16 protein-coding genes are annotated in these 19,608 nt (G+C 41.8%); 4 read left to right on the plus strand and 12 right to left on the minus strand.

Annotation, left to right across the window (positions count from 1 at the left end; all coding sequences use genetic code 11):
• Window positions 1-424: 424 nt before the first annotated feature.
• Window positions 425-2,446, minus strand: a complete 2,022-nt coding sequence (locus tag NBH07_RS00780) for a glycosyl hydrolase family 28-related protein (RefSeq protein ID WP_009017841.1) — start codon at window positions 2,444-2,446, stop codon at window positions 425-427.
• Between the two features lie 541 nt (window positions 2,447-2,987).
• Here NBH07_RS00780 and NBH07_RS00785 point away from each other — a divergent pair.
• Window positions 2,988-4,304, plus strand: coding sequence for a UDP-glucose dehydrogenase family protein (locus tag NBH07_RS00785; protein WP_009017842.1), 1,317 nt, complete (start codon window positions 2,988-2,990; stop codon window positions 4,302-4,304).
• 42 nt (window positions 4,305-4,346) lie between these two features.
• Here NBH07_RS00785 and NBH07_RS22435 read toward each other — a convergent pair whose 3' ends face one another.
• Window positions 4,347-4,520, minus strand: a complete 174-nt coding sequence (locus NBH07_RS22435) for a FeoB-associated Cys-rich membrane protein (RefSeq protein ID WP_086000743.1) — start codon at window positions 4,518-4,520, stop codon at window positions 4,347-4,349.
• A gap of 50 nt (window positions 4,521-4,570) precedes the next feature.
• Complete coding sequence (gene feoB / locus NBH07_RS00795; protein WP_009017843.1) at window positions 4,571-7,060, minus strand: ferrous iron transport protein B; 2,490 nt, start codon at window positions 7,058-7,060, stop codon at window positions 4,571-4,573.
• A 138-nt stretch (window positions 7,061-7,198) separates the two neighbouring features.
• On the opposite strand from feoB, the gene NBH07_RS00800 reads away from it, so the two are divergent.
• Window positions 7,199-7,684, plus strand: a complete 486-nt coding sequence (locus tag NBH07_RS00800) for a hypothetical protein (RefSeq protein WP_039848686.1) — start codon at window positions 7,199-7,201, stop codon at window positions 7,682-7,684.
• 16 nt (window positions 7,685-7,700) lie between these two features.
• Window positions 7,701-8,111 carry a 2-amino-4-hydroxy-6-hydroxymethyldihydropteridine diphosphokinase gene (locus NBH07_RS00805; protein ID WP_005856158.1) on the plus strand — a complete coding sequence of 137 codons (411 nt, stop codon included), beginning with the start codon at window positions 7,701-7,703 and terminating at the stop codon, window positions 8,109-8,111.
• On the opposite strand, the gene NBH07_RS00810 is transcribed toward NBH07_RS00805, so the two are convergent.
• From NBH07_RS00810 to NBH07_RS00850, 9 genes are read right to left on the minus strand one after another with little or no spacing between them, the layout of a single operon-like run.
• Entirely contained in the window at window positions 8,055-9,068 is a 1,014-nt protein-coding gene (locus tag NBH07_RS00810; protein WP_005856160.1) for a class I SAM-dependent methyltransferase, read from the minus strand. The genes NBH07_RS00805 and NBH07_RS00810 overlap by 57 nt on opposite strands.
• Window positions 9,052-10,185 carry a glycosyltransferase family protein gene (locus tag NBH07_RS00815; RefSeq protein ID WP_005856162.1) on the minus strand — a complete coding sequence of 378 codons (1,134 nt, stop codon included), beginning with the start codon at window positions 10,183-10,185 and terminating at the stop codon, window positions 9,052-9,054. The genes NBH07_RS00810 and NBH07_RS00815 overlap by 17 nt, the downstream gene beginning before the upstream one ends.
• Window positions 10,186-10,189: 4 nt before the next feature.
• On the minus strand, window positions 10,190-11,425 hold the full coding sequence (locus NBH07_RS00820; RefSeq protein WP_005856164.1) for a glycosyltransferase: 1,236 nt from the start codon (window positions 11,423-11,425) through the stop codon (window positions 10,190-10,192).
• 14 nt (window positions 11,426-11,439) lie between these two features.
• Window positions 11,440-12,075: a PIG-L deacetylase family protein gene (locus tag NBH07_RS00825; protein ID WP_009017845.1), complete on the minus strand. Its 636-nt coding sequence runs from the start codon at window positions 12,073-12,075 to the stop codon at window positions 11,440-11,442.
• A gap of 38 nt (window positions 12,076-12,113) precedes the next feature.
• Window positions 12,114-13,421, minus strand: coding sequence for a UDP-2,3-diacetamido-2,3-dideoxy-alpha-D-glucuronate deacetylase VimE (vimE, locus tag NBH07_RS00830; protein ID WP_009017846.1), 1,308 nt, complete (start codon window positions 13,419-13,421; stop codon window positions 12,114-12,116).
• Window positions 13,412-14,365 (minus strand): GNAT family N-acetyltransferase, encoded by a 954-nt coding sequence (locus NBH07_RS00835; protein ID WP_009017847.1) that lies wholly within the window; start codon window positions 14,363-14,365, stop codon window positions 13,412-13,414. The genes vimE and NBH07_RS00835 overlap by 10 nt, the downstream gene beginning before the upstream one ends.
• A 41-nt stretch (window positions 14,366-14,406) precedes the next feature.
• Window positions 14,407-15,459 (minus strand): recombinase RecA, encoded by a 1,053-nt coding sequence (recA, locus tag NBH07_RS00840; protein WP_008771841.1) that lies wholly within the window; start codon window positions 15,457-15,459, stop codon window positions 14,407-14,409.
• A 9-nt stretch (window positions 15,460-15,468) separates the two neighbouring features.
• Window positions 15,469-15,927 (minus strand): thioredoxin-dependent thiol peroxidase, encoded by a 459-nt coding sequence (gene bcp, locus NBH07_RS00845; RefSeq protein WP_009017848.1) that lies wholly within the window; start codon window positions 15,925-15,927, stop codon window positions 15,469-15,471.
• Between the two features lies 1 nt (window position 15,928).
• Window positions 15,929-17,122, minus strand: a complete 1,194-nt coding sequence (locus tag NBH07_RS00850; RefSeq protein WP_005856184.1) for a saccharopine dehydrogenase family protein — start codon at window positions 17,120-17,122, stop codon at window positions 15,929-15,931.
• Window positions 17,123-17,317: 195 nt separating this feature from the next.
• Here NBH07_RS00850 and NBH07_RS00855 point away from each other — a divergent pair, with 195 nt between their 5' ends.
• The gene (locus tag NBH07_RS00855) at window positions 17,318-19,603 is read left to right on the plus strand and encodes a sensor histidine kinase (protein ID WP_009017849.1); all 2,286 of its coding nucleotides are present in this window, start codon (window positions 17,318-17,320) and stop codon (window positions 19,601-19,603) included.
• The last annotated feature ends 5 nt before the right edge of the window (window positions 19,604-19,608 follow it).

Raw genomic sequence — 19,608 nt, forward strand, 5'->3', positions numbered from 1 at the left:
CCTTACAGCCCACGCCGGTAGTCGCGTATGACGACACCGATACTCAAACAAGATACTCATGAAAAAAGTATCGTATCTTCATCGCCCCATACACCTAAGATACTTCGCCAATGAACTTAGGATACTTTCCCAATGAAACTAAGATACCTTTTTCGCATGGCTAACTGATACGCCTATCCCCACAGATTTTCTACTGCCCATATATAATGTCTATTGAAAAGGGCATAATTTTATGCTTAAAATGTAAAGCAGTCAATAAATAATACATTTGTCGTATATTCCTTTGACTGCTTTTAATGATGTACTCTTATAGATTAAGTCTAACACATAACAATTTTGTAAATACTGCATATCTTTTACCCATACAGTTTATACTTCTGTTTGTAAAAGATTTCTTGTGAAACCGGAACCTTCCAATCTGGTTTTATTTTGCGATCCAATTTCCATTGACACGTATCCATAGAGTCGGAGTGGTAGTTCCCGTATTATAGATAATGTCACCATCAGTCCATGTACCTACAACTGGATACGAAGTGCTTCTGCAAATAATATTGTCTCCTGAGAACTGTATTGCTCCATTCGGGATAACCCCAACTTGCTTTTCTTGACTTCCAGTTTTCCACTCAAATCCACATATTGAATTTCCATTGTCATACAGGTGCTTACAGCCACATAAAGCAACATCGCAGTATTCGAAGCTACTACTAGTTCCTTTTGTCCTAAAAATACGTATAAATGTGTGGTATCCAAAAGTATCACCTCCGAAAAGAGTGATTAGAACTCCAAAATTAGATATATTCTCAACAGTAAATGTGGAAGATATAGGGGTTGTTAACTTTCTGGTTTTGTCCCAAACTATATTTGCGGAATAAGAATAGGTACCAGGATCTTTGTGCCAATCAACATGGCTATTGGTTGCACCACTCATTGTTAAGTTCTTGGTGGATACAGCATGATCTTGGATTACGCTAAAGCCAGTCGTTAAGGCTCCTCTGTTTGAAAGTAAATAACTGTGATTATTAAATTTGTCAATAGGGGATGATGACACATCATTATTACATATTTCCATTCCATATGGAGCGGATCTATTTATCCAATCTCTTTCTACCCAATGCCTAAAAGAATTTTTTATACTGAGATTTACTTTTCCATCTGTCTGTAAATCATATCTTTCTATGTTTCTCGGTTGTGTTTTATTTTCATCTTCGTATTCATTTTCATAATAAGCAAAAACTATGTTTTCTAAAGATATGTTAGAAATATCATAATTGTTAGCAGTTGGATCTTGTATGCTAATACTAGGTACAGAGCCTTTTTCAAAATAGCAACTTGATATTATGGCCGAACTGCACATTATTCGTAATTGAGTTTCTTTTCCTTCACAATGATTTGCTTGAAAAATTACTCCTTTAGAATTTTTGATAAGAATATTGGCATTTATTATATTGTCACATATCTCCGCTCCCAAACTTTGATTCAAAGCCAATCCTCCTAAAAAATGTTGAATATTATTTGTGTCAATCCATTTTCCATTTGGTTGTATCATATTATATTTAAATAAAAGAGCATCCCCCATGCCTTGCAAATCAAAAGCATATAGATCTTGAGTATGTGTGACATATTCTGTACTAAAATGACAATGAATAATAGATTTTCCATCGGAATAATTTTGATGTGTGGATGCTACGGCCTGGACAAACCCTTTCCATCTACAATATTGTATATTTATACAACCTGCAAATAAGATACCGCGTAAATTCTTAATGCTAGAATTAAGATTACAGAAGTAAATATTACTTATCTCTGTATGATATTCAGTATAAGCATATTCCCATGTCCCATTTTCAGGGTTATCTCCACTTACATTTACTTTTACTAAGAAATTACCAGAAAAACTCAATCCACTATTAGGTCTTGGAGATATAATAGTACCTTGGTTTAAGTAATCATTTTGACTTGTATTATTGGTATCTTTATATGTATATGCTTTTTCTCCTCGTAGGATTATCCCTACTTTAACGTTGATGGTTTTATTTATGTAATATTGACCTCTGGGTAAGAAGACTTCTCCAACCCTTTTAAATTGTATCGCTTTATTGATGGCATCTGAAGAATCTGTATTTTCATCATTGTTCTTTGCCCCAAACCATTGTGGGTAAGCTCTATCCATAATCCAAGAACCATCCAATTGTATTTCCTTTTCAAAAATTAGACTGATAGGTGCGATTATATGGGTATTGTTACCTTTTAATATTCTTGTGGTATTGGAGGCATTGCTTGCTATTTTACCTCCAGCAAAGATAAGCGTAATATTCTCGGACAATATGACATTACTAGTTAATGTTTTTGTTGTCGTAACTACATACGTTTGATTGGGACTGAACGAGCTTGGATTAAATTCCGGCCAACTATTGTTCACTGCTGTTAAAATGGATTGGGTAGACATAATCGTTAATTTTAGGTTTATATTAGTGCTATAAATATAGTTTTATTTATATTATAAATTTGATATATTGGGTTAATAATGTATAATCTTGAAAAATATTTTTGGTTCTTCTCATGATGTCCTTTCTCTACTAAATATTTATGGTGCTCAGCGATAACCTATGTTTCTTATTATTTTTTCGCTAATTCGCATAATTAATGGAAACTTGGTCGTTTAAGATGTTTGTATTCAGATATATATTGTGAGTAACAGGTCAATGCTTTCAAATAGATGATTTTGGAAATTGGACTTTATCTGGAATATGATTGAAAGTTATGGTCTTAAATTTTTGTTTAACTCGACCTTGGGACGAGACGCTACCGATTTGAAATAGATGGATTCTACAACATAAAATATTTGATGTCTGGCATTCTAAGTGCGTGATATGAAAAAAACTTATGTTGTATTTTAGGAAAAGCCTTCAAAGGTATGTGTAATTCTTGGAATAGTCTTACTTTTGTGCTTCTATTAAAAGCATTTGGAACATTAGTATTGATATAATATGAAAATAGCAATAGTTGGAACAGGCTATGTAGGCTTGGTTACAGGTACTTGTTTTGCGGAAATGGGTACGGAGGTGTTTTGTGTGGATGTCGATAAGAATAAGATTGATAACCTAAAGAACGGGATAGTCCCTATCTATGAGCCCGGTTTGGACGAATTGGTAACTCGTAATATGCAAGCGGGACGTCTGCACTTTACGACAGAGCTTAAAGAGTGTCTGGATGAAGTGGAAGTTCTGTTTTCAGCCGTTGGAACCCCTCCGGATGAGGATGGCAGCGCAGACTTGAAATATGTCTTGGAGGTTGCTCGGACTGTTGGGCGTTATATGAATAAATATATATTAGTTGTCACTAAAAGTACGGTTCCTGTAGGCACAGCCCAGAAAGTAAAACAAGCGATCAAGAAAGAACAAGCGTTGAGAAATGTAAATATAGAGTTTGATATCGCATCCAATCCAGAGTTCTTAAAAGAAGGGGCGGCGATCAAGGATTTTATGAGTCCGGATCGTGTAGTGGTCGGTGTGGAATCTGAACGTGCCGAGAAATTGATGTCTAAATTGTATCGTCCGTTTTTATTGAATAATTTCCGGGTAATTTTTATGGATGTACCTTCAGCGGAGATGACGAAGTATGCGGCTAACGCAATGCTTGCTACCCGGATCAGTTTTATGAATGATATAGCGAATTTATGTGAGATTGTCGGGGCAGATGTGAATATGGTCCGGAAAGGTATCGGGACTGATGCTCGTATAGGTAGTCGTTTCTTATATGCAGGTTGCGGTTATGGAGGTTCTTGTTTCCCAAAAGATGTAAAGGCGCTTGTCAAGACAGCCCTTGATAGTGGTTATAAAATGCGTATATTAGAGGCTGTTGAGGCTGTAAATGAGGAGCAAAAATCCATTTTATACCGGAAATTGATGACGCATTTTGGTGGTGATATCAATGGAAAGCGTATTGCAATATGGGGATTGGCATTTAAGCCAGAAACAGATGATATGCGTGAAGCCCCTTCTTTGATATTGATCGATAAACTAAAAGAGGCAGGGTGCAAGATTACGGCTTATGATCCAGTTGCTATACCTGAAGCTCGGAGACGTTTACCTAAAGGAACTATTTCTTATGGAAAGGATATCTATGAGACCGTGATGGATGCAGATGCCTTGTTGATTGTTACGGAATGGAAAGAATTCCGGATGCCTTCTTGGTCTGTGATCAAGAAATTAATGGTAACACCTTTAATTTTGGATGGACGTAATATTTATGATAAGGTTGAGATAGAGGAAGCTGGTTTTATTTATCATTGTATTGGTCGATAAGCCAGATGGATAATAAAGAAAGTCATGTACTGAATATCATCTTCAATACATGATATTTCTTTTATTTATTTTGTTCATTTCTTTTTTCAACGAACACCCACTACACCCACAGCAAGGATCACTGGATTTCGGTTTCGTAAGCATTCGATAAACCTTATATGCGATATATCCGATAACCGAGATACCAATAACGCAAACTGCTATATCTTGCCACATACCTATAAATTTACCTCCTATATATAACTAAATAAAACATAGGAAAGTTCTTAGCTGAATAAACCCACAAAGAAATTCCCCGTTTGATAAACAATGAAAGAAACGATCCATGCTAGGACACAAGTATAAATGATAACGAATATACCCCATTTCCATGAGCCAGACTCGTTGACAATAGCCGATATAGTTGCTATGCACGGAAAATAAATCAAGACGAAAAGCATTAAGCTAATCGCTATGAGCGGTGTGAATACCAAATTACCTTCTGCGTTACGGTCTTGCTTCAAACGCTCCGACAGGGCTTGGCTGTCATCATCGGCATTCCCCGTGTATAATACGCTTAACGTGCTGACAACAACTTCTTTCGCCGCCATACCGGTAAGTAGGCTTACACTCATTTTCCAATCGAATCCTAAAGGAGCCAAGATCGGTTGAATCGTCTGGCCGATACGCCCGATATACGAATTTTGTTGGTGGTCGATTGCCTTCAAGCGTTCTAACTCCTCTATCGTATCTGTTTTTTCTTGAGAATCCAACTCCGTATTTTCGATCTCCGCTATCTGGCGATCAAACTGATCTCCGCTCTCCGAATGTCTGGGGAAATACCCAAGGAACCAGATGATGATAGAAGCGACCAAGATGATACCTCCCATCTTGTGCAAGTATTGTTTCGCTTTCTCCCACATATGGATCATGATGGATTTGCCGGTAGGCATCCGATAGGGGGGGAGTTCCATTACGAAAGGAACATCCTCCTCGTTAAACAGGAAGCGTTTGAAAAGACGGGCCATGATAACTGCCAGCAAGATTCCGGATACATATAAAGCTAATAACACAAAGCTGGCGTTCTTCGGGAAAAACGCCCCGGTCAGCAATACATAAACCGGCAGGCGGGCGCTACAGCTCATCAACGGATTTACCAACATCGTTATCATCCGGCTATTACGGCTCTCTATCGTACGGGAGGCCATGATAGCAGGAACATTACAACCGAATCCCATCACTAAAGGGATGAACGACTTTCCATGCAGTCCCATCTTATGCATGATCTTATCCATGATAAAAGCCGCACGTGCCATATATCCGGAGTCTTCCATGAACGATATGAACATATACAGAATCAAGATATTCGGCAGGAACACGATAACACCTCCCACGCCACCGATGATACCATCCACGAGAAGATCCTTCAAAGGTCCTTCCGACATATGGCTGCGCACGAAATTACCGATCACCTCGACCAATGCCTCTATCCATTCCATCGGATAGCCTCCCAAACGGAAAGTGGCCTCGAACATGATCCACATGAATAGGATAAAGATAGGGAAACCTAAGACTTTATGCGTGACGAATAGATCGATGATCTGCGTACTCGTTGCCTCTTTGATCGTATTTTGCTCGTAAGTCTCACGCAACGCTCCGGAAATAAAGCCATAGCGTGCGTTCGTGAATGCGGTCTCACAATCCTCTTGCAATAACTTTTCTATTAGGGCTGTATTACGGTCTCTTTCTTGGAAGATCGTTTCGGCACCGGGCAGCGTTTTTATAAATGTCTCTATCTCCCGGTCTCCCTCTAATAGCTTGATAGATAGATAACGCTTTGACAAGCTTTTGGGTATATCCACGCTATTTTTCAAGGTCTTCCTAACGTTGCTGATCCCTTTCTCTAAAGACTCTCCGTAATTAATATGGATATGACGGATGACAGGATCTTCTTCTTCGTATACCTTGATTACACGGTTAAACAAATCCTCTATGCCAAAGCCCGTTTTACTTACGGTCGGGATAATCGGTGCCCCGATCATTTTCGCTAAGGACTCATGATCGAATTTATTACCATGGCGTTCCAGCTCATCATACATGTTTAAGGCGATTACCATGCGAACGTCCATATCGATCAGTTGGGCGGTCAAATATAGGTTTCGCTCCAGATTGGATGCGTCGATAACATTGATCACCACGTCCGGTTGCTCTTCATTCAAATGCTTGCGCACGTATAATTCTTCCGGCGTGTAAGCGGATAGGGAGTAAGTACCCGGTAAATCTACGATGCGGAATGTATAGCCATTCTGTTGGAAGGTTCCTTCCTTGGCATCTACGGTCACGCCGCTATAGTTACCCACATGCTCATGTGCTCCGGACGCAAAATTGAAAAGAGAGGTCTTTCCGCAGTTCGGATTACCAACCAAGGCTACGTTAATTGTTTTTCCTTTATGTAATGCGATGGCTTGCAATTCATTGCCGGAAGGCAGGATAAAAGAGTCTGCGCTCCTGTTCGTATCTTGTACCGAGGTAGCTTGTTCCTTCTCGAAATCCGCTGCGCTAACGACTTCGATCAATGCGGCGTCCGAGCGTCGCAATGAGACATCATATCCCATTACACGATAGTGAATGGGGTCTTTGAGCGGAGCGTTTTGTATAACGATCACTTCTTTCCCTCTGATAAATCCCATCTCGATAATGCGTTTGCGGAAAGCTCCGCGACCCATTACCTTTACTATAACACCTTTATCGCCTGTGCGAAGTTCTGATAATCTCATGTCCTATTAAATGTTACGCGAAGGTAGCTTGAAAACTTCGTACCACCAATACCAACTAATAGGTATTTTTTTTATTTCCATGGGTTGTTTTTCGAGTATTTTATGTATGTTTGTGCCACAAATTTCAACTTTAGACAAATGAAACTACGAATTACTTTGTTCGCCACCTTATTGGTTCTTCTGTCTGCTTGTTTTACAGGCTGTAAAAAAGAATTGAAGGATTTCTCTTTTAGTTATAGTATGGAAAGTGTAGATAACTACAAACTAATGGTTCTGTTTGATAGTGACAAGACATTCCGTATCGAGGAGTATAATTATTATATGGATAATTTCGCCAAGAAACGAGATCCTAAAATTGTGGAGGGGACATTAACTGACGAGGAGTTTGCTTCTTTAAAACCGATTCTGCAAAAATGTAATTTCTTTAAGATGAAAGACTCTTATGGCTTTGAGGAGGAGACGAACCGGGATTTAGGGGATATCATGTATCAGGTTTCATTTACCACGGAAGGTAAGGAGAAATTTATCTCTATCCGTAATAGCGATACCGGACAATTTTCCGCTTCTTTCGTGAAGTTGATCGGTTTTATCAATACATTCTTGAATAATCATAAGAATGACTAAACGCTTTTAGCCGGAGATGGAGAATAAACGAAACCGGGTTCTATTGTGCTTAGGCTCTAATTGGGATAAAGAGAAAAATATGGAGCGCGCGGCGGAGATGCTGCGTGCTCATTTTGTTTTTATACAGTTTTCTCAGCCAGTTTATACGGAACCGATCGATTGTCCATTATCAACTACATTTTTGAATCGAGTGGCTGTTTTGTATAGCGAGGAGAGTCCGGCGCGAATAAAGGATGTCTTGAAAGATATAGAATGCTGCATCGGCCGTAAGCCGGAAGATAAATCTTGTGGGCGTGTGCCGATAGATATTGATTTATTGCAGTGGAACGACCAAATCTTGAAAGCAGAGGACTTGACCCGTGAATATGTTCTAGATGGCATCTGCTCGCTCCTTGCCGCAGGAGAGAATGATGAATGGTGCCAATAGAAAACCAAAGGAGCCGCTGTTGCGGATCAATGCGTTGATACCTTTGCATATCAAAGAAAGAACTGGGTTGTTTCGGTCTGCGTTATAAAATCCTTTCTCTACTTTAAGCTTGAACTGGTAGGGTGCCAATAAGTCCTCATAAGTCTGTATGGGAAGGATTCGTTCGGCCCAATTACCTGTAGCCGGGTCGCAAGTATTGTATGGGTCTTCCGGGCTTGGTAAACTCTTTTTCTCGATCGCTTTTTGGATATCGGGATAGGTCAAGCCTCTAGTCTGCCGGGCCCATGTCTCTACTTCTTTTGGGGAGAAAGCCGGGCAAAGTTTCGTTATGAATTGCTCTCGTAATGTATAATAGTTGGGGGATTCCAAAGATCCACTTTCGCATCCGATCATCATCTTATGTAACCGTTGTTGGACATACGGGTTGAATGGTGTAGAGGCTGTCGTGAATAGTAGATACATGGAATCGTTTATATGGATTAAATCCTTGAAGAACAAAGATAAATCATAGACATGTTCTATCAGGTCCGTAGCGATTAAAAGTTGGGGGGAGACTTTGTTCCTTGCGCACCAGTCCGCAAGAACATCTGAATCTCCATGGAGTATGGTATCGGGGCCTATTCCTATTATTTGTTTCAATAGCTGGATCGTCTCCACGGAAGATGGGTTAAGATCAATATAAATAACTTGTCCTATTCCTATGGATTTCGCCAGAATACTAAGGAAGCCGGTTCCTCCTCCATAATCGATTAGCGTGACATCGGAGATAGGGGTTTGTATCGCTTGAAGTCCTCTTTGTAGGCAATCTGCGTATATATGCATGAAATAGCTTAACGCCGGCTTTAAGTTGCCGATGTATCGCTTATTATAATCGCTGATAGGTAATTTATTATAGTCGATCGCTTTCAAACGTTCGGTTAATGTATGTAATAAATCACTTCTATTCTCTTTCATCATATATCATCTTGTATAAACGTATCCCCTGATCTTCATTAGAAAAAGCAGGGAACAATAATTGTTTTCGTTTATCTATCGCCTCTTTATCTATAGGTAGGGCCATTAATTGTTCGCAAGCCCGTATCATCTCATCCGGCGTATCGGCGATATGGCATAAAGGATCTAATCCGCTACCCGCTAGCATGAGATGATTGACAATCGTATGCCTTCCGGCGAATAAGCTGTTCAAAAGCTTTAGTTTTAGGCCGGTATCTTGAAATGTGATTAGCATATGAATTTGTGCGTTGTGGATCAATGCGTCCATACGTTCCTTACTGGGATTTGCTTCTACTTTTATATGTGGGTAAGGGGCGGCTGCCTCTCGTATCAAACGGGTCGGGTTCATGCCCGCTATTATGCAGGTATGTTTTAATTGGCTGAAAACATGCTTGGTGAGAAATAACACGGCTCGCTCATTCTCGATAACGGATAACTTGCCATGATATAAAATATAATCGGATTTTCCCGGTTTGGCCGTAATCCGGTTATTCTCGTGGAAACAAGGAACGAACTCGATCCTTTGATTGGGAAATTGTTTTCGTAAATAGTCTGCGTCTGTCGTGGATACGGCGATTATCAGATTTGCGTACTGTGCTACTTTCTGATAGGCTTGGAAGCGCATGGCCTCGATCTTGAAAAAGGCATTGCGAACCAATCCTTTGCCAGACTTTGCCAAGTGGCGATAATAATCGTGCTCGATATTGCACTCCCGGAATATCTTCATCCGGTTTCTTAAACGGGGATCGTCCATATAATAGCAGGAGTGGAGGCCCTCAAATAAGATCGGGTAATCATTTTGTAAAAGATTCTCGATCAAGCGATGATCTTTACGGCTATATACATTGTAAGGGAGCCATGTTAAATTAGCGATTACCCCGGTACGGCGTTTATAATAGAAAACCTTGTCGCAAATGCTTTCTAATTCCGGTGCGTGCGGACGTTCATATTCGAAACAATGTAATATGAGTTTCACGCCGCATGCATGCAAGGCCTCCAGTTTATAATACACATCAATGACCCCTCCGTAATTGGCGGGATAAGGTATATTGAACGATACTATGTTGAGGTATTTATCCATCTGCTTAAATCTCCTCAAATATACGCGCAAATTGGCTAGCTTGCTCTTTCCGGGAATAATTCGATAGCTTATCCCGATTGACGGGCGAGGTCGTATATCCTTTTTCCTGCCATTCCTCATAGTAATGTTTCAAGAAATCGTACACCTCGTCTACCCGGGTTGCGGCCAGTCCGGAATGGGTCTCCTTGATGGCTTCGGCGAGGTAAGCCTCGTCACTCTGTACGCATAAGATGGGTTTTTCTACCGCAAGCGATTCAAAGAACTTAGTTGTCATGAAGCCTTTTGGACCAGACGTGTCAAACTTATTCGTCAAGGAAAGCAGCACCGAGCTTTTGTTCAAGATGAGGGGAATATCGGATGCCGGTACATACTCATGGTAATCCATGAAAGATTGCACCCCATGTTGTTCGGCCTCTTGGCGGATGATGGAGCGGGACTCTTGATCGGTATACCATACAACTCGAAAAGTTTCGGGGATAATGACCTTGTCCTCCGTAAGACGGGCGATGGCCGCAAATAATAACTCCGGATTTCGGATCGCTAAACTTAACAACCGTCCGGTATAGGTAATGATAAACCGGGAGGTCTTGATTTGTTGCGGATAGAACAACTCGGGATCGAATCCGTTATAAATCAGTTTTACATTGGGATTATATTGTTTAAGTACCTCCACGTGCCAAGGCGATACGGTCGTGACACAATCCGCTACCTCCAAAGCGTTATTCCGCTTTCTAAGTAACCGTTTGCGAAATCGCTTTGTGATGAATGCGTCTAGCCATGAAAATGTATGGAATTTATGCGATATATATTCGTTGGAGGCGTATTGCTCGATAATATCTCGTAAATCCACGACGAAAGGGAGGTTGGTATGGATCGCTAACGTCTTGGCGGCGGTTAAAGGAAAGGTACGGTATGTGCTACACAATATTCCTTTGTACTGGTTGGTCTTTATTAAGGGAATACATGCGTTGATTATTTTCATGTCTTTATAACCAAACAAGATGTCTAGAAACATGACCCACATCCATTCGATATGCTTTGAGATCTTTCCTGATGCTTTGTAGTAGCGGACGCAATACACGTCCGCATACCCCGTAAGGAATTCGAATGTATTGTCTTCTATGTATTCTGTCACTACGGTAACTTCCCATCCCATGCGTGTCAAATATTTGCATAGATATCCCATTCTGGGGGCGAAAGCGGGTGGGAACATATCACATATGATAAGGAGTTTATTCATGGATTCAATCAGGGTTATAAGAATAGACGAATGACTTCAAACGCTTCCGCATAGGTACATCCTGCTTGGACGCCCCGTGCTCTTGCTAATGAATAGATAAAGTCCTTGGATAGATAATCTCTCGCTCCTTGCGATTTATAGGCTTTCAATGATTCTACCTTTGCGTCGATATGGCGCTCTTCCAGCCTTACAAAACATTGTGTATTGAATGTCAGGTTGTTCCAGATTAACTCATAACCTAATATATTCGTGTTTTTGAACGCCCGTAGACCCTCTTGGGCGATCGTCGTATGATCTTGGTGGATGTCGTGCAAGCTAGGGATGAAGACTAGGTCAAAATCGGATACTTTTTTCAGGCGTATTAACTCCTCTAATATCTCTTGTCTTGCGTATCCCAGTTTTCTTACTTCGTAATTGTATATGATTAGGTTTTCCGGTTCTATACCTAAGGTCTGGGTCGCTTGCTTGACCTCTGTCTTCAAGATATCTTTCGGAAAACCCTCGGGAACCGATTGCTGTGCGGTGGAGAAAGCCACATAGGTCACTTTTTTACCATCTTCTATCAGGCGTGAGATAGTTCCCCCCAACCCAAGTTCCCCATCATCCGTATGAGGGGCGAGGACTAAAATATTTTTACAATTAGTAATCATTCTTTCTGATTTATTTGAATACAGGGATTTTATTGTTTTCACTGCTTCGCTAATTCTTTTAATAGCTGGGCGTATAATTTACGTAAATAACTTCCGGACCCTTCTTGTACGGAGTCATTATGCCATAGTAAAACCAATTCACCTCCTACATTATTTACTTGTTCCACTAAATTCCGGCAATAGGTTAAAGCCCTGTTAAAATCCAGTCCCATATATTTCTCCTCCTCTAGGGTACAATCCATTATAATAAGCGGATGTAGTCGGAGAGGAGATAGCCGGCGGGTGATCGGATTGATCCAACGAACCGGGTAGCAAGTCCCTAACCGGAATCCGGAGACATCGGCGTACCCCATGGTGAAATCGTCCGTAACCCCAGCAGCCTCTATTTGGTCCATATCTTCCGGTTCCCGGATTGCCAAGAAATGATGACGGTTGAACCGAACATTTTTACCGATATGATCTTCCAGACCGGTTTTCTCTTTCCGGATAAGGCTGGGAGTCGTACCCGCTTGGTAGCTACTATGCAAACCAATAGTTACATTATGCTCTAAAGCACTTTTTATCAATTTACGAATATCTTTATTCCTCAAATCGTAATGAGGTTTGTCGTGCTTGGCTTTCCCCCCGTTCCGGATAAATAGGATAGGGTGACATTGTTCCTTCCCGATCAAGTCCTGAAGGATACTATTCTGGCGGAAAAACCAAGGGAAGGTATAAAACGGGTCTTTCTCAAGGGAACCGAATTTACCTTGAAAGGATTTATATAAACCTCTTCTATCTCTAATAGACCGTATCAAACCTTTCCACGAACGATATAGAGTCGGAGAATCTACGTCGTGCGTGAGGTAGATCTTCCGGATTTGCTTTTTTACCTCGGGTACACGTAACCGGGATTGGCGCAGCCAACGATGAAGCAGCATGCGATATTCATCCACGATCGGACGATGCAGGAAACCGGCCCGGTAGGGCAAGGACTCTTTACCGGGAAATCTTCCATGCTCATCCCGAAGTCCACGCCGTACCATCTCCTCGTATCTGGAAATGAGAAAATAAGTACTTGCGATGATATCGGCATGAACCACCCATGTATCTCTTATCCATTCCTCTTTCGGCGAGCCGAATAACAAGGGGATACCTTGAACCTCTTGCAAGGGGAGTTCCGGTAAGGAAGCGGGAGTCCCGTATGTTTGTCCATCAAAGAAGCCAGATGGAATGATAACGACGTTATATCGGTCGAATTTATTGGGATCAGCCGTGTACCCGATCGTTTCCACCAGTTCGCTAGGGACATCATCTCCTACAAGAAAACGTATTATATAATGTAAAGTGCGATTTTTCATACCCATTTGCTTAGTTTAATGCGTGCTCTGTCTAATAAACTCAATTTCCCCCTAGATATTGTGAAAAATGGGGTTTGGATAGCTCCGAACTCGCGGAAGAAACGTTCTACTCCGGGTAGCATAGACCCTTCGAAATCAAATACCGTCGTAAATTGAGAAACGAAATGAAGACATTCCCACAGGACGTAGCTTTGCGCTCCGGAACCTCTATAGGCCGGATTTCCTCCTCCTGCGAGATAGTAAGCCGATCGATCTTGCCATACGATGAAAGCGGCCGCATGTAAATGGCCTTGCTCGTCATAACCTCCCCATAAATCACCTTGTCCTCTTTGCCGGCAAGTGGCGATCAAGTCTTTCAGTACATTCGTGTCTTCCTTGATTCGTACATGCTGGCGATCAAATGTTTGGGCTTGTACAGCTAGGAACTCATTCAAAGGAATCCCTTTTTTTACGGATATATGGTATTTATTCTGCGCTTTCGCAATATTTCGCCGGATATTGGGGCTCATATTCTCCCATACCGCTTGATGATCCCGGATATTTTTTAATAAATAGGTATAACGTGTCGTTTGGTTATATCCCGCCCAATAAAACGGAAGCCAATCCGTAATGTCATAATTGAAATTTTGCAGGAAGTGCGGATAGCGTTTTAGTTCTTCCGTGAATTGTTTGCATAGTTCTTGACGTCGTCCTAACTCGGTCGTATATTTCGTGTCGGAGGAACTTGCGGCGAACCAAGGGCCCATCGTTTGGGTGTAAGAAGGCATTGAGACAATATCGGAATGGGGGATGTAAAGGGGGAGGGTTGCCTGTATCCTTCCCTTTTGTTCTATAAGCAAGACATCCCATTTTTTTTCTCCGCAAACCGTATCCAACCACCAGTCATGTGAGAAGATCGGTATATTTTTTTCAGTATTGCAAAGTAAACGATATTTGTCTTTATTACTCATTACAATTTTGTATAGGGGCGGGGTTTGCCCGCCCCCGCAAATTACTTGTTGGCTTTTAATGCCTCAAATATTAATTCGGATAATTCGTCTGCCAATTCGGGATTGTCCTCGACACATTGTTTTGCCGCATCACGACCCTGTCCCAATTTGGTATCATTGTAGCTGTACCATGAACCGCTCTTCTTGATGATATTCAGTTCAGAACCAAGATCGATGATCTCTCCGGAACGGGAGATACCTTGACCGAACATGATATCGAACTCTGCCTTGCGGAATGGAGGGGCCACCTTGTTTTTTATAACTTTCACACGCACTTGGTTTCCCTTGATCTCGTCACCATCTTTCAGCTTTCCAATACTACGGATATCCAAACGGACAGAAGCATAGAATTTCAATGCGTTACCACCTGTCGTCGTTTCAGGGTTTCCGAACATTACACCGATCTTATCACGCAATTGGTTGATGAAGATACAGGTCGTATTCGTCTTATTGATTGCGGCCGTCAACTTACGAAGGGCTTGCGACATTAGACGAGCTTGCAGACCCATCTTGCTGTCTCCCATATCGCCCTCAATCTCGGCTTTAGGAGTCAATGCGGCTACGGAGTCGATAACAATGATATCTACGGCGGATGAACGGATCAATTGCTCGGCTATTTCCAAGGCCTGCTCACCGTTATCCGGCTGGGAGATCCATAGGTTCTCTACATCAACGCCTAGCTTCTCGGCATAGAAACGGTCAAAAGCATGCTCCGCATCGATAAATGCGGCGATACCTCCTTTTTTCTGCGCCTCGGCGATCGCATGGATCGCTATCGTTGTCTTACCGGAAGATTCCGGACCATAGATCTCGACGATACGTCCTTTCGGATATCCACCTACGCCCAGCGCTGCGTTTAAAGCGATAGAGCCTGTCGGTATCACCTCGATATCCTCGATGCTTTCATCGCCCAGTTTCATGATCGAACCTTTTCCGTAGTTCTTCTCGATTTTATCCATTGCCGCACGTAAAGCTTTTAGCTTATCCGTGTTAGCGGCTGGTTTACCACCTTCTTCTTTCGCTTTTTCTTCGAACAAATTTTCTTCTTTTGCCATATGTGTCCCTTATAAATTAAGGATTTGATTTGCATGGTCTTTTGTCTTCACCTCTTTCGGCCCGATGATATTGGTAACAATACCTTCCTCGTTAATGATAAAGGTGGTCCGGAGAGTCCCCATGTATGAACGTCCGTACATTTTTTTCTCAGCCCACACACCAAACTGTTCTTGTAAGGCCGTGTCTGTGTCCGCTATTAAACGGAAAGGTAAGTTTTGCTTTTGTATAAAGCCTTGATGCGATTTGGCGCTATCTTTACTTACTCCGATGATCTCGAAGCCTTTCGCTTGTAAGGCTTGATAGCCGTCACGTAAGCTGCATGCTTCCGCCGTGCAACCGCTCGTATTATCTTTCGGATAAAAATAGAGCGCTACTTTTTTCCCTTTATAGTCACTCATCTTTACCTCTTTACCGTCTTGATCGGTTCCCAAAAACTCGGGAACCTTATCGCCTATTTGTATTGCCATATTACAATTCTAAGTCAATGTTAAACAATTCATGCCAAGGCAAACCTTGCTCATTTAGCTCTTTCATGAATGGGTCCGGATTGAATTCCTCCACATTCCATACACCCGGTTTCTTCCAAATGCCTTGCATAAATAATTTGGCGCCGATCATGGCGGGAACACCGGTGGTATAACTAACACCTTGCGCTCCTGTCTCTAGATAAGCGGCATGGTGGCTACAGTTGTTGTATACGTAATAAGTTAATTCCTTACCGTCCTTGATACCACGGATGCGGCAACCGATGGAAGTCTCGCCAGTATAATTCTCTCCCAGATCACCCGGGTTCGGCAGTACGGCTTTTAAGAATTGGATCGGAACGATTTCCTGCCCGTTGTAAAGGATCGGGTCGATACGAGCCATACCGATATTTTGGATGACACGTAGATGAGTCAAGTATTCCTGTCCGAAAGTCATCCAGAAACGAGCCCGTTTGAGGGTCGGGAAGTTTTTGGTCAAACTTTCCAATTCCTCGTGATACATCAAATACGATTCTTTCGGTCCTACATTCGGATAATTCAAGGCTTTATGTACGCTTAACGGATCGGTCTCCTTCCATTCCCCATCCTCGAAATATTTGCCACGTTGAGTAATCTCACGGATATTGATTTCCGGATTGAAATTGGTAGCGAATGCCTTATGGTGATCTCCTGCGTTGCAGTCTACGATATCCAGATAGTGTATCTCGTCGAAATGATGCTTTGCCGCATAGGCTGTATATACGCCGGTAACCCCCGGATCGAAACCACATCCCAAGATAGCGGTAAGACCGGCTTTCTCGAAACGATCTTTATAGGCCCATTGCCAGCTGTATTGATATTTGGCTTCATCAAGCGGTTCGTAGTTGGCCGTATCTAAATAGCTAACACCGTATTCCAGACAAGCATCCATGATATGCAAATCTTGATAAGGTAAGGCCAGATTTACCACCAAATCCGGTTTGAAGGCGTTAAACAAGGCAACAAGCTCTTGCACGTTGTCTGCGTCTACCTGTGCGGTTTGCACTTTCACGTTCTTGATATCGGCGGCGATCTTGTCGCATTTACTTTTCGTACGGCTAGCTACCATGATATCCGTGAAGACATCCGCATTCATCGCTATTTTCTTAACAGCAACGGTACTTACGCCCCCTGCACCAATAACTAATACTCTTCCCATTTACTAATAGAATTAATCTTGTTAATATACAGTTTACAAGGTTTTCAACCAATGGACAAATATACGGCTTTTCCTTGACAATCCCTATATATTTATTCATTTTAGAACGGAAGAGGGAAAAGAAAGATACAGCTAATGAATGTGAATAATGAAAATAGTCGTACTTTTGTCACATTTACTGTTTAAAGTTTGGACATGAGATTCTTAAATAATGTCGGGGGTGTTTTTATTCTGCTTTTATTAGCGTTGGGGTGTAAACCTGAGGCGAAGCGGAGCCGTGTGCTTGTGATCCAATCTTTTCGGTGGGATGATAAGAACTATCTGGAATTAAACTCAGATATCCGGAAAGAGCTGGGAAAAAATCGGGTGAATGCGGACATCCGTACGTTTTATCTCGACTGCGAGTGTTATATGGCTGAGGAGGAAGAGGAACGGATGTATAACTTTATCGATACGATCCGTCTTTGGAAGCCCGACATCATATTGGTGAATGATGATCAGGCTACCTATACGTTGATGAAATGCGGCCATCCTTTTGTAAAGAAAGTTCCGGTTGTTTTCTCTGGCGTCAATTTCCCTAATTGGGATTTGCTGGAAGAATATCCGAATGTAACAGGTAGCTGGGATAAGATTGATTATGAGGAGAACCTTCGTTTGATCGATCAGCAAATGGGAAAGTCTCGCATTTATATCAATTATGATAAGACCTCCTTAGGGCAGTTGGCTTTCCGGGAGTTGATAAAAGCGGTCGATACGAGCCGGTATGTGTTGGATTATAATCAATTGGCTTTCCAATTAAATGATCCGGACTTTAAGGTGGATTCCATGATGTTTAGAACCGAGATGAGAATGAAGGCGATACGTCCTTCGAAAAATATAATCCATTTCATGCCTTTTCGTAAAGCCAATGGGGAGTTTTTATTGAGTAATATTAATGGTACCTATCCTTATTGCGTATTTTTCAATATCCGTTATGACTATACATCCGCAGGCTTGTCTAAGATGTTCGTGACTCCTTCATTTACGGCAGTGCGGGAAATCTTTAATATAAACGTGGAAGTTCTGGGAGGCTATTTTTGCTCGAACCGCATACAAGCGGCGGAACAGGCTAGGTTGGCGGCTAAAATTCTTTCCGGTACGCCTGTCTCTTCCGTTCCGATCGTAGAGAGTCCCAAAGAGTATCTGTATGATTGGGTAGAGATGCAACGTTTAGGTATTTCAAAGGAAGAGGTCCCTACTAATGTTCATGTCATAAATATGCCTATTTCCGAACGGTATAAGATAGAGGTTTTTATCGCCTCTTCCTTGGGTGTGATCTTATTGTTGGCATTGATCGGTTATTTGTTTTATCTCTATTGGCGGGAAGCAAGACGAAGGAAAGAGGTGCTCGCTAATTTAAAGCAGGAGAAAGAGCATCTTTCTTTAGCGTTGGAAGGGGGTAATATATTCGCTTGGAAATTACAGTCTGGAACTTTCCGGTTTGACAACGAGTTCTTTAGCTATGTGAATACTTCTCCTCGGGAAATTCCTTTGGATGAGCTGTACGAGATGGTCCATCCGGACGACAGGCAGAGTTTGCGATCCTTAATTGATTTCATTTGTACGGGTACAATCTCTCATCATATCCTTCAATATCGTTGCGATTTTAACGGGAAAGGTTATCAATGGTGGGAATTTCGTTACGGAAGCTTAGAGGATGCGAATGATGGGTATGTAATCAATGGCTTATGTTTGAATATCCAAAATATCAAGGATACGGAGGAGGTATTGATCTCTGCGAGGGAAAAAGCCGAGGAGTCGGATCGGATGAAGTCGGCTTTCTTGGCGAATATGAGCCATGAGATCCGTACGCCGCTGAATGCGATTGTCGGTTTCTCGAATTTAATGAACTCGGAAGAGGTCTTGGAGCCGGAAGAGCGTGAGCAGTTCGTGAAGTTGATTAATACGAACTCCGACTTACTATTGAAACTGATCAATGATATTTTAGATCTTTCCCGTATGGAATCTGGAAAGATGAGTTTTGTTTTCGATCGCCATGATTTGAATGTCTTGATCAATGAAATCTATTGTACTTTCCAATTGATGATGCCCGAGGGGGTAGAGCTACGCATGCGTGTCCCCGAGATCCCGGTGGTTGTGGCGGTAGATCCTTATCGGCTGAAACAAGTATTGTCTAATTTTATCAATAATGCCATCAAGTTCACGACTTCGGGCTATATAGAAGTTGGATACTATTTCTGTACGAAAGGCGACTGCCTTCATATCTATGTAGAAGACACAGGTATCGGCATCCCTGAGGAGAAACAGAAGCAAGTCTTTGATCGTTTTTGCAAATTGGATGAGTTTGCGCAAGGCACCGGACTCGGACTGGCGATTTGCCAAGTGATAGCGCAGCGTTTCGGCGGTGAGATACAATTGAAGTCAGAATATGGTAAAGGTAGCCGTTTTACGCTAACTTTGCCTAAAGAACGTATAGGTTGACAAAG

The sequence above is a fragment of the Parabacteroides sp. B2-S-102 genome (assembly GCF_023656665.1).
In the GTDB taxonomy this organism is placed as follows: Bacteria; Bacteroidota; Bacteroidia; order Bacteroidales; family Tannerellaceae; genus Parabacteroides; species Parabacteroides distasonis.